This window comes from Methanomicrobia archaeon, from assembly GCA_011049045.1.
Lineage (GTDB): Archaea > Halobacteriota > Syntropharchaeia > Alkanophagales > Methanospirareceae > JACGMN01.
Genome location: DSCO01000033.1, coordinates 1 through 14172, shown reverse-complemented (window position 1 = coordinate 14172; position 14172 = coordinate 1). Strand labels below are relative to the sequence as shown.

The 14172-nt window shown below is 55.9% G+C and carries 14 protein-coding genes; 4 read left to right on the top strand and 10 right to left on the bottom strand.

The annotated features are described in order from the left end of the window. Positions 1-175 precede the first annotated feature (175 nt). From ENN68_04130 to ENN68_04115, 4 genes are read left to right on the top strand one after another with little or no spacing between them, the layout of a single operon-like run. On the top strand, positions 176-493 hold the full coding sequence (locus tag ENN68_04130; protein HDS45270.1) for a hypothetical protein: 318 nt from the start codon (positions 176-178) through the stop codon (positions 491-493). Positions 494-495: 2 nt separating this feature from the next. After that, the gene (locus ENN68_04125; protein ID HDS45269.1) at positions 496-1239 is read left to right on the top strand and encodes a hypothetical protein; all 744 of its coding nucleotides are present in this window, start codon (positions 496-498) and stop codon (positions 1237-1239) included. A gap of 45 nt (positions 1240-1284) precedes the next feature. Beyond that, entirely contained in the window at positions 1285-2349 is a 1065-nt protein-coding gene (locus ENN68_04120; GenBank protein HDS45268.1) for a hypothetical protein, read from the top strand. Between the two features lie 23 nt (positions 2350-2372). Beyond that, positions 2373-3728 carry a hypothetical protein gene (locus ENN68_04115; GenBank protein ID HDS45267.1) on the top strand — a complete coding sequence of 452 codons (1356 nt, stop codon included), beginning with the start codon at positions 2373-2375 and terminating at the stop codon, positions 3726-3728. A gap of 45 nt (positions 3729-3773) precedes the next feature. Here the strand turns inward: ENN68_04115 and ENN68_04110 are convergent, their stop codons facing one another. From ENN68_04110 to ENN68_04065, 10 genes are all read right to left on the bottom strand, one after another. Then, entirely contained in the window at positions 3774-4661 is an 888-nt protein-coding gene (locus ENN68_04110) for a DUF1616 domain-containing protein (GenBank protein HDS45266.1), read from the bottom strand. Between the two features lie 98 nt (positions 4662-4759). Next, the gene (locus ENN68_04105; protein HDS45265.1) at positions 4760-5866 is read right to left on the bottom strand and encodes a hypothetical protein; all 1107 of its coding nucleotides are present in this window, start codon (positions 5864-5866) and stop codon (positions 4760-4762) included. A gap of 3 nt (positions 5867-5869) precedes the next feature. After that, positions 5870-7204: a phosphomannomutase/phosphoglucomutase gene (locus ENN68_04100; protein ID HDS45264.1), complete on the bottom strand. Its 1335-nt coding sequence runs from the start codon at positions 7202-7204 to the stop codon at positions 5870-5872. A gap of 227 nt (positions 7205-7431) precedes the next feature. Then, positions 7432-9330 (bottom strand): GNAT family N-acetyltransferase, encoded by a 1899-nt coding sequence (locus ENN68_04095; protein ID HDS45263.1) that lies wholly within the window; start codon positions 9328-9330, stop codon positions 7432-7434. 143 nt (positions 9331-9473) lie between these two features. Further along, on the bottom strand, positions 9474-11432 hold the full coding sequence (gene acs, locus ENN68_04090; GenBank protein ID HDS45262.1) for an acetate--CoA ligase: 1959 nt from the start codon (positions 11430-11432) through the stop codon (positions 9474-9476). A 299-nt stretch (positions 11433-11731) separates the two neighbouring features. Next, complete coding sequence (gene afpA / locus ENN68_04085) at positions 11732-12298, bottom strand: archaeoflavoprotein AfpA (GenBank protein ID HDS45261.1); 567 nt, start codon at positions 12296-12298, stop codon at positions 11732-11734. Beyond that, the gene (locus ENN68_04080) at positions 12295-12906 is read right to left on the bottom strand and encodes a flavodoxin family protein (protein ID HDS45260.1); all 612 of its coding nucleotides are present in this window, start codon (positions 12904-12906) and stop codon (positions 12295-12297) included. Before ENN68_04080 ends, afpA begins: the two co-directional genes overlap by 4 nt. A gap of 13 nt (positions 12907-12919) precedes the next feature. Next, a complete protein-coding gene (locus ENN68_04075; GenBank protein ID HDS45259.1) occupies positions 12920-13438 on the bottom strand; it encodes a hypothetical protein in 519 nt (172 codons plus the stop codon). Further along, complete coding sequence (locus ENN68_04070; GenBank protein ID HDS45258.1) at positions 13423-13887, bottom strand: hypothetical protein; 465 nt, start codon at positions 13885-13887, stop codon at positions 13423-13425. The genes ENN68_04075 and ENN68_04070 overlap by 16 nt, the downstream gene beginning before the upstream one ends. After that, positions 13868-14113, bottom strand: coding sequence for a hypothetical protein (locus tag ENN68_04065; GenBank protein ID HDS45257.1), 246 nt, complete (start codon positions 14111-14113; stop codon positions 13868-13870). Before ENN68_04065 ends, ENN68_04070 begins: the two co-directional genes overlap by 20 nt. Positions 14114-14172 lie beyond the last annotated feature (59 nt).

Genomic DNA, 14172 nt, shown 5'->3' with positions numbered 1-14172 from the left:
AGAGCACGAAGAAGCGTTACAGGACGAATCGCGGCGTACTCTCCTATCTCGCACAGAAAATGGCGTACTGGACGGTGAAATTCGGACGGTTACCTCAACCCCCAATTTGTTGACAGACCCTGCTGACCGAAAAGCTTATATATACCCTGGGTACGTACCTCTTCTTGGTGATACCATGCTAAGCTCTATAACAACAACTACCACGACCACGACAACTACCACGACCACGACGGCCGCGGCAGCTGCCGGCTTTTCGCACGCGACCATCTTCGGCGCACTCGGCGTCTGTATCCTCATCGTGCTGCTCATCGCCAAGGAGCTGCTCAGTGCTTATGGCGAAGAAGGCGCGGCCACGCGAAGCGGCGGCACGGCAGAAGGTGGCGGCGCGTGTGTCACGGCGAATCTGCTCGCACGGAATATCAGCGCGGCCATCTATCCGCTGCTGTTCTGTTTCGTGATGATCGTTGCCGTTACCGTGATGGGGGTCTTGTAACGATGGCCGGGAAGAAGGGACGTGAGAACGTAACAGGAATAGTGAAAATAGCGCTCGTAGCGGCTGTGGTGATGATCGGACTGACGCCACTGGCAAATGCCGCGATTACTTCGTTCACCATTACACCAGATACGCTGGTGGCCGGTGAATGTGAGGAGACGCTATTTGTCGTGTGGGTGAATAGCTCTACAGACATGCACTGGCAGAACACCAGTATCCCCGGTGGCTGTGAATTCATAGCACCCACTGAATCCGGTGTAACGATCGTAAGTACTCAATTCTGGGACGCTAGCGGACCCGTAGGTACCGTTGCTATAACGACTAATAATACAGACCCACAAGCTCCTACGGTCGATGTGGCATATTCGGTCGGTAGCGATTCCGCAGTGGTTCCAGGACTACCTATATCGTTCGAACCGGGTACGTGCTTCTCACTGGTTATCGGGCGTTCGAGGTTGGATATGTGCTTGCCGTCCGAGACAACAGCGGGCTATATGAACGTCTCGACATACCTGGCATTACGGTCCTTCAGAGATGAGTGGTTAGTTCGATACTGTTGTCCTCCGGGGACCACGAGTGAGTCCGTCTTTACCGCGATTGCCGAGGGTGACCTCGAGGGGATGGATGCGCCCATAATTTGTGTGCCACGAACTGCAGTTCCGGTATACAACGCCCTTGGAATGACAGGTCTGATCGGTATCATGAGTGTATTTCTAGGATTTGCAACGTTGAGGCGGAGAAGGTAGGGTAAGTAAATAACCTTCTCCCCTCCATTTTTATTTTACTATGCTATGGAAATCCCTCTGCAGATAACGGCGATACTACTGGCATTGGTAGTGGTATCTTCGAGTTCCAGCTTTATCGCCTGTACAAACGCGGAAGTAATTGAATTGCAGGTAACTCCCGATGTTGTTGTGCAGGGCGAGCAGCTCTCCATATCAGGACTAGCAGCACCATATGAAGCGGTATGGTTGGACACCTCGTTTGTGCTCTCTATACCTGTTTCTGCTGGTACCTATTCCCGTGAATTTAACGATATCTATTTCCCCGCCGGTAATAAATCATTCTCAGTAACCGCGAGTGGGATAGAAGATATTAGATTGGAGCTCTATCCTATATTTGGCACAAAATTCGAGTATCCTCTTGAGGGGCCCTTACAAGCTACCGGCGGTGTTGCTACCATTTCTATCTCATTCCCGGTGACAATAGAGGGAGTAACCATTAATATCGCAGGTGAGAAGGATGTTTTAGTTTATGGCAGAGCAGTTGCAGGCGCAACCTCGGTTACCGTGGAGTCCGCCATGTCGATCTCTGTTACCGCCGATTCTGAGGGCCACTTCGCGCTTAACCTCAGCACCACCGGTGTCCCGGTGGGTGACTATCAGGTCTCCGCAGATGGATTCCTGAAGACCGTTCAGGTGATCGCGCCACCCGCTCTGTTTGATACCGGGTCCGGCACGTACCCGAGCGTCTCAGGGGTCCATACGGGCTCGATAACGCCTTCCACCACGGTCACCGTCTCTTCACTCTACACCTACCCCTGCCCGGGCACCGGCGGTCATAGTGAGTATGCTGCATTCACCTACCCGAACGGTACCGCAATTGCAGAAGCGTACTGGGACGGTTACGTCGGCGACTGGCAGACCCTCGCCTTCAACCGCTCGTTCTCGCTCTACGCAAACGAAACGTACCATTACACGATACATACCGGATCGTATCCGCAGATCATCCATGCACGGTCCTTCAACGCGACCGGAGGTGTCATAACCTGTACCGAGTTCGTTACTGCATCGGGTACGGTCTATTATGACTGGATTCCCGCACTTTCGTTGATCGGCACGAACACTCAGAGTTAGTAGGTAAGTGGTGGTTGGTTGCTATGGGCAGAGGCTACAAAGAAGGTATCACGTGGTTAGCGCTGTTACTGATGCTCGTGAGCATACTGGTCCTACCGGGCGCCCGTGCGAGCGTAACGGACTTGACGGTAAGCCCTGCAATCGCCCGACCCGGGGATACCATCACCATTTCGGGCAAGGCATCTCCGGGTGAAGTCGTGTGGTTACGTTCATCATTTGAGATCTCGTTGCCCGTTTCTGGTGGCACGTATTCCCGCAAGTTCAAAAATATATACTTCCCCGCGGGTGAGAAGCGATTCGCGATGACTGCCGAGCATGTGCAGAATATCAGAATATCCCTCTGGCTGTTTCCCTTACTGCCGCCGCTTAAATACCCCCTTGATGGCCCTAAAGATGCCGTTGATGGCACTGCCACGATCTCTATGTCGCTCCCAATAACGATAAGCGGCGATGAGATCGATGTATCCGGTAAAAGAGACGTCCAGGTAGATGGTGATGCTCTCGACGGCGCAACCGCGGTGATCCTGAATACGCGGTCTGATATAAAAGTCACCGCGAATGCAACCGGTGACTTCTCGCTTGCGATTGATACCGGGGGTATTCCCGAAGGCGAATTCGTGATTAGCGCAGGCAGCATACAAAAAACCGTCTATCTCGGTGTAACGCCCACACCTACGCCCACACCGGCACCCACACCCACACCTACGCCCACACCCACACCGGCACCCACCGATGATGCGGGAGCCACACCTGTTATTACCCCAACACCTGCACCTTCACCGTCCGCAACCGTCACACCTGCACCGAGTACCTCGCCGTCACCGCTGCCTTCACCATCGCCTGCGCCGGGGATCATCACCGTTCGTATCGAGCATCTCACCGTGGTGAGCGGCGAGGTCGTTACCGCCACGATCAGGATAGAGGACATCGGTGACGCGGGGCTCCGCTCTGCTCGCATCACCCTTACCTATGATCCCGCGGTGGTGAGCGTACTCAGCGCGGGAACCAGCGACTTTGAGGAGTTCACCGCGAACATCGAGAGCGGTACCGTACAGATGACCGGCTCTCAAACCGGTACGCACGGGCTCACCGGCGGGGTTATCTTCGCTCAGCTGCAGCTAAAAGCGGCCGGGAAAAACGGCGAGCAGTCCACGCTGGGGCTGGAAGTGAACGAGCTCGTCGATGTCAACGGAACCTCCTTAGCGGAACAGCACGATTATGTGGTGGCAGCAGGCAGCCTCGTGATAACAAGCGCAGGCGAACCTGAGCCCTCAGAACCCGCGAAAACGGCTATTCCCGCGTTCGGTATCGCCGGGACGCTGCTGGCCGTTAGTATCAGTTATTGCCTGCTCGGGCTGCGGCAACGACGGCGCTCGTAGGTGCTCTGTGCTGGCTCGGCTTAACTTAACTTGGCTTGGCTGAGACTACCCACCCGAATCGTTCGTGACATCAACCCAGAGATGCAGTGAGCGATACGGCTCTGTCTCGTTCTGACCCGCTCGAAACAGCAGGAATTCCAGCTTCTGCGCCTCGCCCACCTGCGTCGGCCGGAACGTAAAGGGGCGCTCCCAGGTCTCGTTATGGCCGAGGGTCAGGATCTCACCGCCCGTGAAGATCCCAGCCAGCTGGACCGTCAGCTCGTAGGTGACGGGAGCGTATTCATGGTTCACGACGCCGATGATCACCAGTCCTTCTTCGCCCTTCTGTACCTTTGTCGGATATTCCGCGGCTTTGCCGCCAGGCCCGAGGATATAAAATTCCGTGAACTTCTCGCCCTGCTTCGGCGTCACGATCACGTAGACCACCATCCCAATGGCGACGACGATCGCGATGATCAGGATGACCGTTAAGATCCGGTCGAGCCGCGACTCGCTGGCGGCGAACGAGTCCCTGAGCGCCCTGAATGCCGCGCTGAACTCAACGACAAAACGATCGGCCACGGGTAGGGTCGCACGCCTCAGAATCGCGCCGATCGCAAGCGCAATGGTGAGCACTGAGAGACTGAAGAGCACGGGTGATAGGCGGATCCCAAACGGCGTATAATTCAGCGCCAAGCCCGTCAGCGGGACCACCGCGATACTGAGCCCGAAGCTGAGTGCCACGCGCTCGATACCGTCCAGGTCGTCCTTTCGCGGGAACAGGAGCGCGATGAGCGCATAGCCCGGGAGGAAGAGCACGAACGGCAGTCCCAGGAGTATACGCACGGGTGTCTCGTTAAGCGGCGGAACGAGCACGAACGGGATGCAGATCAGCGTCCAGAGGATCACCAGAGCGAGATCTGCCGGAATGCGGTCGCGTATGCCCTCTACCATGCTCCGTCCCCCTTCAGTCATAACAAGCTACCGTGAAATCACTATAACTATCCCCCGAATACAAAAAAGAGTTCGCTGCACGCGGCCTCGCCGTGCAGTCATACGTCCTGTCGTACCAGTGTCGCCGCCTCGATCCAGCTGCCGCTGCTGATCTTGACGCCCGGATAGATCGAGACGTTTATCCCGGTTTTGACATCATAGCCGATGATCGCCCCCAATTTGCGCCGCCCTGAATCCACCCGTGAGCCCTTGATGCTCATCTTCACGGTGCGGTCGTCGAACCGGAGATTCGCGATCTTGGTCCCGGCACCCAAATTGCAGCCTTCCGCGATCACGGAATCCGCAACGTAGTTCAGGTGCGGCGCATTGGAATGCGGCAGTATAATGCTCCGTTTCACGATCGAGAACTCACCAACCACGCAGTCCGCCCCCACGATCGAGCGGTCAATAACGCAATTCTTGATCGTGCTGTCGCTTCCGATGACCGCAGGCTTCCGGATCGTGGCCGAATCCCAGATCTCCACATTCTCACCGACCGCAAAGCCGATCTTCGCGAGCATGTGCCGGTTCGCGTCGAGATAGTCCCACGGGAACCCGATATCGTTCCAGTAGCCCTGCAGGGGCACAGCCGTTACCGGCTCGCGCGCGTTCAGCTCCATGAGCGCGTCGGTCAGCTCGTATTCACCGCGCGCGCTTTTCTCAATCTGCTCCAGAACGTCCAGAATACCGGGCTCGAGATGATACATGCCGGCATTGATGTAGCCCGGGCCTGAGCCGGTCTTCTCCCGTAGCCCGCGTAACCGCCCACCGTCAAAGGTGACTGCACCATACCGCGAGACATCCGGCACCGTAACAACGGCTAGCGCATTCCGGGTTTCCACGAGCGCTGAGATGGTGGGACTGTCAACGAAGAGATCGCCATAGAGCAGGATGAAATCCTCATCGATAAAATCCGCCGCGGCCTGGAGCGCTGTCGCCGTGCCTGAAATCGCGCGATCCTCGTAAACGGTGAGATCCGGCAGCTGGAGCTGCTCCTTTAAGTAGCCCACAACCACCGCTATCTCATCAACGCCATGCGCACGCAGGAGCTCGAGCTGGTACTCGATCAGTGGCTTGTTACAAACAGGGAGCAGCGACTTCGGCTTACGATCCGTCAGTGGCCGTAAGCGCTCGCCCCGACCAGCGGCCAGTATAACACCCTTCATTAATTACTCCTGTGGCACCCGCTCAACAACAGAATGTACAAAGTCCCGTATCATAGTAAATTCACCCTCGTCCTTCGACTCGTAAGCGATCGAGATCTTCGGCTCCGTGTTCGAGGCGCGGAAAAGCGCCCACCCGGACTCGAAGATGACCTTAACGCCGTCGAGCGTGTCCAGGGCGTAGCCTTCACGAGCCAGGTCCTCCTGCAGGCTCGTTACAAACGCGAACTTCTCCGAATCCTTCACCGTGACCCGGACGTTCTCCGTGTGATAGTCCGGGAACTCGCGAACGAGCTCCGCAACACCACGACCCGCTGCCGCCACGATCTCAGCCACCTTGAGGCTCGCGCGGATCGCATCATCGGCAAAGAACGTCTCTTTAAAATAATAGTGACCGGAGAGCTCGCCTGCAAGTGCCGCTGACTCAGCTCGCATCTTCTGCGCGATATACGTATGACCGACCCGGCAGGGAATTGCCTGACCGCCATACCGCTCTATCGTTTCGATAGCCATCTGCGACATGAGCGCGTCATGGACGATCGTCGCCCCGGGGTTGGTCACCAGTACCTGCCGCGCCAGGAGCGAGAAGATCCGGCGCGATTCTATCGCGGTGCCCGTCTCATCGATCACAGTTACCCGATCGCCGTCGCCGTCGAAGACAAAGCCCAGATCCGCAGCTCGCGCTCGCACGCTCCGCTCGGCATCGAGCAGATTAGCGGGCTTCGACGGATCAGGCTCGTGCCCCGGGAACGTACCGTCCGGTGTGCAGTTCAGTTCGTGGACCCGCAGACCCGCCCGTCTGCACGCCTCGGGCGCGTACAAGCTTGCCGCACCGTTTGATCCGTCAATAACGATCTCTAACGGCGCACTCAACCGCACCAGGCTGCTGATGAACCGGATATACGGCTCGGTGATCGCGACCGTAGAAGCCACACCATCACCCTGCCGGAAGTTACCGCGCTCCGCAATCCGCTGCACCTGCTCGATGCCCGATTCGTAGCTGATCGGCAGTGCGGTACCGTCGAAGAGCTTGAAGCCATTGTACTCCTTCGGGTTGTGCGATGCGGTGACGTTCACCCCACCGTCACAGCCGAGATGCTGCACCGCAAAGGCCAGAACGGGCGTGGTCACAATACCGAGATCCACCGCATCGGCGCCTGTAGAGCAGAGCCCTGCGATGAAGTCCGCTTTCAACTGCGGACCGCTCAACCGCGTATCACAGCCCACCGCGATCGTGCCTGGATAGCGTGTCCCAAACGCCGCACCGATCCGAAATGCCACCCGCTCATCGATCTCCGTCGGATAAACGCCCCTGATATCATATGCCTTGAAGATGCTCATTGTCTTTTACCCACCCCCGTGGATCGCAAGAACTGATAGATATAAATCCTGCTTGTAACTCTTTAGGTTTTCTCAACCGGTACGAGCCGAGCAGCACGCTCGTATCACGTAGAACCGATCAGGGAGGCGCGTACAGCCGGCCCTTACCCGACCTCAGATCACGGGATACGCTCATGACTACCTACCTATACCGTCTTTGCCCATCACGACGAGCTCGACCGTGCGTATCACTGCTTCCGAAATAGCATCTTCAGATCGTATACCCCTTCCGCACCGCTCTTCTCAATATCAAACCCTGCCCGCTCAAAGACATGCATCATCACAGGGTTATCGAGCAGCACCTGCGCGGTGAATCCGAGCAACCCTTTCCGCTTCGCCAGGATCGTCAAATACCTGAGCAACTCAGAGCCGATCCCCCGGTTCTGATACTCGTCCCGTACGGCGAACCCGACATCAGCGGTATGCGTCGCTTCATCCACGGCGTATTGCCCCAGACCCACGATCTCTTCCTTACCGTCCTCCTCGAGCACTGCAAGGATCACCATCTGCGTCGTGTAATCAATGACCGCGAACTCCTGAAGCCGGTCATGATGGATGGCCCGTCGCGTGATGAAGAACCGCTGATAGAGGCTATCGTCAGAGAGCGCATAGAAGAAGTCTTTCAGGAGCGGCTCGTCGCTTATCTTCACCGGTCGCAGCTTCAGGTCCAGACCGGTCTTCGTCCTTCGATAGGTCTCCAGCTCCGCCGGGTACTCGCCGCGCACGCCCGGTATGAACGCCTGATCGCTATAGATCAAATTGAGCTTGCGCGCTTCCTCGATGAGCCACGGCTGGAACTGAGGATGTGCCACCGCGATCAATTCCATAGCACGCTCCCGGATGTTCTTGCCGTGCAGGTACGCGATCCCGTATTCGGTGACGACATACTGCACATCGCCGCGATTGAGCGTCACACCCGCGCCCTCCTTGAGGAAGGGCACGATCCGTGAGATGGTGCCCCCTTCGGCGGTTGCGGGTATCGCAAGAATCGCCTTACCGTGCTTCGCCAGCACGGCACCACGCATAAAGTCTGCCTGCCCACCAATGCCACTATAAAATCGCTTGCCCAGCGATTCCGCCGTCGCCTGACCGGTGAGATCGATCTCAAGCGCGGTATTGATCGCGGTCATCTTCTCGTGCTGCGCAATGATCAGTGGATTGTTCGTGTAATCGATCGTGCGGAACTCGATCGCGGGATTATCGTGAATGTACGCGTAGGTCTTCTTTCGGCCCATGCAGAAGGTGGCAACCGCCTTACCGCGGTTCAGCGTCTTCTTGCTATTGTCGATCACGCCGCGCTTCATCAAATCCACGAGTCCGTCACTGATCAGCTCAGTGTGCACACCCAGATGCTGCTTCTCCTGTAGATTCGCGAGAATCGCGTTGGGAATGCTGCCATAACCCACCTGAATCGTATCGCCGTTCTGAATGAGCCGCGCAACGTATTCACCAAGCCGCTGCGCGACACCACCCTCAGGCTCCGCGGTGTATTCCAGCAACGGCTCGTCGTGCGGGACCACAAAATCGATGTTATCAATATGAATGAAGCTATCGCCATGCACCCGGGGCATGTAGGAATTGACCTGCGCGATCACCAATTCCGCCTTCTCGGTCGCGGCCTTCACGATATCCACACTGACACCGAAGCTCATGTAGCCGTGCTCATCCGGTGGCGAGGTCTGCACGAGCGCGACATCTACCGGCACGATCCGGCGTGCGAAGAGATCAGGCACTTCAGAGAGGAAAATCGGCGTGTAATCCGCCAGACCTCGGTTGATCGCCTCACGGGTATTGTTGCCGATGAAGAAGGAATTATGGCGGAAATTCTGCCGGAATTTCTCGTCCGTATAGGGCGCGACCCCGAGTGTCCAGACGTGAAAGACCTCCGCATCGAAGATCGCTGTCGGGTGCGATTCGGCGTACCGAATGAGCGCACCCACGAGGTACTGTGGCTCACCACAGCCCGTGCCAATGAAGATGCGCGCACCACGGGTGATCTGTCCGAAGATCCGATCCTCGGGCGCAAATTTCTCCGGGTATCGCGCCTTCAGCCCGTTCAGCACTCGAGATCGCTTACCTAAGCGCATATACGCGTCCCCCCACCACGAATTCCGATAGCACCTATGCGGATGTAAATTCCGCCCATCGCGGTCCGGCTAATGCGTGGCTCACGCGCTATGGGCGGAGTCAGTCAGTGTTCAAAAAAAGATAAAAGGACGGGCTGGCTTACTTATTGCGCCCTGTCCAGTTCCTCGACAGCTTCCGGGTTGGCAAGCGTCGAGATGTCGCCCACCGGCTCTCCGCGTGCTTTCGCCTTGATCACCCGTCGCATGATCTTCCCACTCCTGGTCTTCGGCAGATCCTCCACGAAGTAGATCTCGTCAGGCACGGCGATCGGGCCGATCTCTGCACGGACCCATTTCCGCAACTCATCCTTCAACGCGGGTGATGGTGACGCGCCCTTCTTCAGGATTGTGTATACGCGCACCGACTCGCCCTTCAATTCGTGCGGGATGCCCACAGCCGCGGCCTCGGCGACCGCCTGGTGACTGACGAGCGAGGATTCGATCTCCGCCGTTCCGATCCGGTGCCCTGAGACGTTCACGACGTCGTCTGACCGCCCCTGGATCCAGAAGTAGCCATCCTCATCCTTACGGGCAACGTCCCCGGCCAGATACACGCCCGGGAACCTGCTCCAGTAGACGCTAATATACCGGTCCGGATCGCCGTAGAGCGTTCGGAGCATCGCGGGCCACGGCTTCGTGATCACCAGATGCCCGCCCTTGTTGGTCACCGATGCGCCGTCCTCATTGTAGATGTCAGCGGCAATGCCGGGCAGTGGCCGCGTTGCCGAGCCGGGCTTCAGCGGCGTTATCGGCAGCGGTGAGATCATGAACATGCCGGTCTCCGTCTGCCACCAGGTGTCCATTATCTGGCACCGCTCGTTACCGATGAGATTATAGTACCACATCCACGCCTCGGGGTTTATCGGCTCTCCCACGCTCCCCAGTAAACGGAGCCCGTTGAGATTGTTCTTCTTCGGCCATTCATCGCCGAGCCGCATATGGGCTCTGATCGCGGTGGGCGCGGTATAAACCACGGTAATGCCGTGACGCTCGATCATCTCCCACCACCGGTTACCGTGCGGGAAGGCCGGCGCGCCCTCGTACATGAACGAGGTCACCCCGAGCATCAACGGCGCGTAGACAATGTACGAATGACCGGTCACCCAGCCAACATCAGCGGCGCACCACCAGATGTCCTCGTCCTTCAGGTCGAAGACGTACTTGAGGGTGCCATAGATACCGACGGCATAGCCTCCATGGATGTGCACGATCCCCTTGGGCTTTCCCGTCGTCCCCGAGGTGTACAGAATATACAGGATGTCCTCTGCGTCCATCTCCTCGGTCTTCGCATGCTTGGATTCACCCTCGATGAGCTCACTCCAGTAGATATCGCGATCCTCGACCATGGTTAAGTCCTCCAAATGCATGCGATTGACCACCACCATGTTCTTGATCGTGGGCGCATCCAGCAGCGCTTCGTCCGCGCTCTCCTTGGCATTAATCACGCTGCCCTTACGGTAGAACCCATCCGCGGTGATCAGCACCTTTGCTTTACAATCGTTGATTCGATCCCGCAACGCCTTCGCACTGAACCCTGAGAAGACGACCGAGTGGATCGCGCCAACCTTCGCGCAGGCGAGCATCGCCATCGGCAACTCCGGGATCATCGGCAGATAGATCGCTACCCGATCACCCCGCCCCACGCCAAGGTCCTTTAAGCCGTTCGCAAAGCGATTCACCTCGTTGTAAAGATCACGGTACGTCAATTTCTTTACCTCGCCGTCCTCGCCCTCCCAGATATACGCGACCTTATTCTTGTTTCCGGTCACCATATGCCGGTCAAGGGCGTTATAGACGATATTCATCTTACCGTCAATGAACCACTTGTAGAACGGCGCCTCGCGATCATCGAGCACCTTACTCCACGGCTTGTACCAATCGAGCTCCTTCGCCACCTCGCTCCAGTACCAGTCTATATCCTGTGCTTTGTCGAGCAACTCCTCGTAGCTCCCGATTTCGTGCTCGGCCATCCATTTCGTGATGTTGCTCCGCTCGACCATCTCGGCGGAGGGTCTAAAAACCCGCTCCTCTTTCAGCAACACTTCTAACTCTTTTGTTACCATCTGTTACCTCACTCTTCCCATACCGTAGCTACTCCCTTCTGTCCTTGCAGGTGGGATCTGGTAAAAAGCGCCATCAGTGAATCGGCACTGAGCATCACACAAAACCGCTTAACGCGATGAGTCATCGATCGCCGTGCTGTATTTCCGTGCGCTACTTCTCATGACGTTCTTTGCCGGACTATATAAAACCTACCACTTTTACCACACCCTAAAAATAAGTTCGCATACCATAATGACCAACTGATTCAAAAGTGAATCGAGCAGCGGAGACCGTACCGTAGAAACCTGTGCTCGTTACGTTAGGCTGTTCGCATCGTCATGAACTTCTTCACCACGTCCTCGATCGCTTCGACACGCTCCAGGACGTAGATCCCTTCCATGCGCCGGAGTCGCTCCACGTTCTCTACGTCCGCTTTCCGCATACGCAACTTCAGATCCCGGCCGTCGGGTAGCTTCGTGACGATCTCGCCCTCTTTCTGGTCCACCGGGAAGATGTAGACGGGAACATACGCTTTGACCGCCTGTGCCGCGGAATTGGTGATGAGCGAATCCGCGATGCCGTAGGCGATCTTGGCCACGGTATTTGCCGTTGCGGGCGCGATTAACACGAAATCGTAGATGCCTAACTGGAGCTTACCGGAGAGGAAGGGTGCATTCGGCCCCTTTTCGAGACTCACCTTCGAAAATCGCTCCTGCACCGCGGTCAAGAGCTTATAAAACTGCAAGACCACCTTACCCTCTTTCGAGAGATACACGTGCACCTCAAGGTTGTGCTCACGGGTGAGGCGCTCCATGAGCTCGACCGTCTCGATGATCTTGTCGCCCGAGCCGGTGATACCCCAGGCGATACGGACGTGCTCCCTCATACGCGCGGCCCGCCCTCCTTGATCAGTTGGCAAACGGTCATGAGCCGATTGACGGTCTTATGAAGACTCCTCAGACCGTCCTCATCTGCTGCAACACCCTCCGCACCCTTGTCCCGGGACCAGAAGGTCGCACCGAGGTTGGCACCGAACGCACCGCCACCCGCGGGTAGCATCTCGTTGATGACGTAAAAGTCGGTAATGGCACGGATCGCGATCTCCTGACCACCGATACGATCACCGCCGTCAGCAACCGCCGCGCCCACTTTGTTACGGAGTCCGTGCGGGTTGCCTGCTGCGAATGCGCGCATACGATCGAGTACGACCTTCGTCTGACCGCTGAGCGTGCCCTGATACACCGGCGTACCTATGAGTACCGCGTCCGCCCACGCGAAGCCTTCGTAAACCTGCTGCATCGCATCCTCGTGCACGCAGCTCCCTTTGCGAATACAGTGGTCACAGTGGATGCAGAAATTGATCTGTTTGCCACGGACCGAGAAATACCGCGTTTCCGCATGCCAGTTCGCCTCGGCGTACCGGAGCGCTTCCTGGATGATCCACGCGGTTGCCGCCCTGCGGGGGCTGCCAGAGATACCGAAAAGGGTGACCATCGATCACGAACGATTACCCGGCATCCAGCCGGAAGCCCTCTTTCATGGCGAACCAGCCTTCAGGATCCTCAAGGTACTCGCGGTAGTCCCAGAGCGTGAGATAATGGCCGCGCTCCTCATGTTCAAGCGCGATAAAGAACCGATTTTCAAAAGGATCGGTGGCTTTCTCTGCCAGCTCGTGATAAAATTTAATGCTTTGTTCCTCCCGTTCCAAGCCTAGTTTTATGATGCCCAAACTCACCTCAACATCCTGTTTGGTCATAGTCAGCTCTTCCAGCTCTCTCGGGAAAACCGCTTTGGTCTTCACCACATCACCGATAGAGGTTATCAGTCTTGGCCATTTCAGCTCTTTTTTGAGCTTTTTGTACACTTCCTTGACCTTTTCCAGATGCTTCTCTTCCTCTTTTGCGAACGAGTGAAACATATCTTGTGCGTAGGCGTTGGTAATCTTCTCACGTGCGTCCAAATAAAACGCTTTGGCTTCCCGTTCACGTTCCATGGCGATTTCAAGTGCTTTCAATCGATCTTCCATTCGTTTTCCTCCATTAAGTAAGCATCTCCATTTGCATAATTAAAGCAGACCTTAAACTTAGGAAGCACGTTTTTGAACTCTACAATAAGCGGAACTTTATCCGTATATGCCAGAAATGAAGTGGTCTCAATTTCTTCACTTTGATTTCCCTGGTCATCCAACAAAATACAAACAACTTTACCGATGATTGAAGGTATGGCACACTCTCGTCTTGGATTCAAACCTTTGAGCTCATAATTTGCCATCACGTCTATATCTAAGTCATTCCAAATGTTAAAAGGAATAACAGGGGTATGAGCACCGGTATCAACTATTGCGTCATATATCTTTGACCACCCAGTTGGTGTTCGGAATCGGATATGAGATGTAAGTCGAATAATCTCATAGTCTTCTCCAACTCTTTCTTCAATCTCTTTATCCGTAAACGATTCAAAGAATAATCTGATCATAGATATGGGCTCCGCTTTCAACAAATGATACCGGTATTTTTTTTCGCTCTATACCCGTCTTCTTTTCCGCTTCACTCTCCACCTTTCCCAAGTCCTTACCTGCAGATACGACTTTCTTATCCACAATAGCCACCCACATGTCTGGATACTTCTCCAGCAATTCCGAGTGATGTTTCCTCTTCCACTCCAAATCTTCCAAAAATTTTCTATGCTCTTCCTTATCCATCTGCTCTCTCCTAATTGCCTTCTTTCAGCACAAACTTATCTTTTAAAATGATGCTTTTT

Bases quoted from the DNA above. Each gene is read 5' to 3' on its own strand.
- ENN68_04130 (HDS45270.1), top strand. From the start codon at position 176: ATGCTAAGCTCTATAACAACAACTACCACGACCACGACAACTACCACG.
- ENN68_04125 (HDS45269.1), top strand. From the start codon at position 496: ATGGCCGGGAAGAAGGGACGTGAGAACGTAACAGGAATAGTGAAAATA.
- ENN68_04120 (HDS45268.1), top strand. From the start codon at position 1,285: ATGGAAATCCCTCTGCAGATAACGGCGATACTACTGGCATTGGTAGTG.
- ENN68_04115 (HDS45267.1), top strand. From the start codon at position 2,373: ATGGGCAGAGGCTACAAAGAAGGTATCACGTGGTTAGCGCTGTTACTG.
- ENN68_04110 (HDS45266.1), bottom strand. From the start codon at position 4,661: ATGGTAGAGGGCATACGCGACCGCATTCCGGCAGATCTCGCTCTGGTG.
- ENN68_04105 (HDS45265.1), bottom strand. From the start codon at position 5,866: ATGAAGGGTGTTATACTGGCCGCTGGTCGGGGCGAGCGCTTACGGCCA.
- ENN68_04100 (HDS45264.1), bottom strand. From the start codon at position 7,204: ATGAGCATCTTCAAGGCATATGATATCAGGGGCGTTTATCCGACGGAG.
- ENN68_04095 (HDS45263.1), bottom strand. From the start codon at position 9,330: ATGCGCTTAGGTAAGCGATCTCGAGTGCTGAACGGGCTGAAGGCGCGA.
- acs (HDS45262.1), bottom strand. From the start codon at position 11,432: ATGGTAACAAAAGAGTTAGAAGTGTTGCTGAAAGAGGAGCGGGTTTTT.
- afpA (HDS45261.1), bottom strand. From the start codon at position 12,298: ATGAGGGAGCACGTCCGTATCGCCTGGGGTATCACCGGCTCGGGCGAC.
- ENN68_04080 (HDS45260.1), bottom strand. From the start codon at position 12,906: ATGGTCACCCTTTTCGGTATCTCTGGCAGCCCCCGCAGGGCGGCAACC.
- ENN68_04075 (HDS45259.1), bottom strand. From the start codon at position 13,438: ATGGAAGATCGATTGAAAGCACTTGAAATCGCCATGGAACGTGAACGG.
- ENN68_04070 (HDS45258.1), bottom strand. From the start codon at position 13,887: ATGATCAGATTATTCTTTGAATCGTTTACGGATAAAGAGATTGAAGAA.
- ENN68_04065 (HDS45257.1), bottom strand. From the start codon at position 14,113: ATGGATAAGGAAGAGCATAGAAAATTTTTGGAAGATTTGGAGTGGAAG.